The 1,431-nt window shown below is 66.0% G+C and carries 1 protein-coding gene; it reads right to left on the bottom strand.

The window, feature by feature from the left end:
* A partial coding sequence (locus E4P42_RS26750; protein WP_135129647.1) for a type I polyketide synthase occupies positions 1 to 1,430 on the bottom strand: 1,430 nt, incomplete at its 3' end.
* Position 1,431 lies beyond the last annotated feature (1 nt).

Below are 1,431 nucleotides of genomic sequence, written 5' to 3'. Positions count from 1 at the left end.
GGTTGTGTCAGCGGGGTGGTCGGCTCGGGTTCGGGTTCGGGTGCTTGTTCGATGATGATGTGGGCGTTGGTGCCGCTGACCCCGAACGACGACACCCCGGCCCGACGAGGCCGATCCACCGCCGGCCAGGCCATCCCCTCGACCGCGATGGTGAACCGCGACGCACCCTGCCCGGCATGCGGAGTCAACCGCGTGAAGTTCAGATGCTTGGGAATGTAGCCATGCCCGACACTGAGCACCGTCTTGATGAAACCCGTGATCCCCGCACCCGACTCCAGGTGACCCAGATTCGTCTTGACCGACCCCAACACCAACGGCGCCCCACCCGCACGCTCACCGAACACCGCCGCCAACGCATCCAGCTCGATCGGATCACCCAACGCCGTCCCCGTACCGTGCGCCTCGACGTAATCGACATCGGCCGGACCCAACTGCGACGCCGCCAACGCCTGACGCATCAACGCCTGCTGCGCCGGACCGTTGGGCACCGTCTGCCCACTGGACGCCCCATCCTGATTGACCGCCGACCCCCGCACCACCGCCAGAATCCGGTCCCCGTCGCGCTGGGCATCACCGAGCCGCTTGAGCACCACCACCCCGCAACCCTCACTGCGCACATACCCATCAGCAGCCGCATCAAAGGTCTTGCACTGCCCATCCGGCGCCAACATCCCCCACTGGGAGCAGGCGATGGTGTTCTCGGGGCTGAGGTTGAGGTTGACGCCGGCGGCGAGCGCGGTGTCACTCTCCCGGCGGCGCAGGCTCTGACACGCCAGATGCACCGACACCAACGACGACGAACACGCCGTATCCACCACCACCGCCGGACCCCGCACGCCCAGGAAATACGACAACCGACCCGCCGCGAAGTTGGCTGCGTTGCCGAAGGGGAGGTAGGGATCGATCTCCTCGCGGCTCAACTTGCCCGCGAACAGCAGCGAGTAGTCGTTGGTGGTCATGCCGATGTAGACACCGGTGCGGGTGCCGCGAATGTGGTCGGGGGTGATGCCGGCGTGTTCGAGCGCCTCCCACGCCACCTCCATCAACAACCGCTGCTGCGGATCCATCGCCGCCGCCTCCCGCGGCGAGATCCCGAAGAACTCCGCATCGAACTCCGCAGGCTCCCACCCCGTCAGAAACCCACCCTCACGCGTACAAATCGTCCCCGGCACCGCAGTGTCAGCACTGAAATACTCATCGGCATCCCACCGCCCAGCCGGCACCCGCACAATCCCACTACCACCGGCACACAACAGATCCCAGAACCGATCCGGACCATCCGCACCACCCGGCAACCGACACCCGACACCCACCACCGCAATCGGCTCGAACTGACCCTGCTCAGCCACCGCCAACCGCGCAGTCAACTCATCAATCCTGCGCAACGCGTCCGTGATGATCGCACGACGATCCGACGACACAGCAGTCATG

The organism is Mycobacterium sp. PS03-16, from assembly GCF_004570325.1.
Taxonomy (GTDB): Bacteria; Actinomycetota; Actinomycetes; order Mycobacteriales; family Mycobacteriaceae; genus Mycobacterium.
The sequence above is the reverse complement of the archived record's forward strand: the minus strand, read 5'-3'. Positions and strand labels throughout refer to the sequence as shown.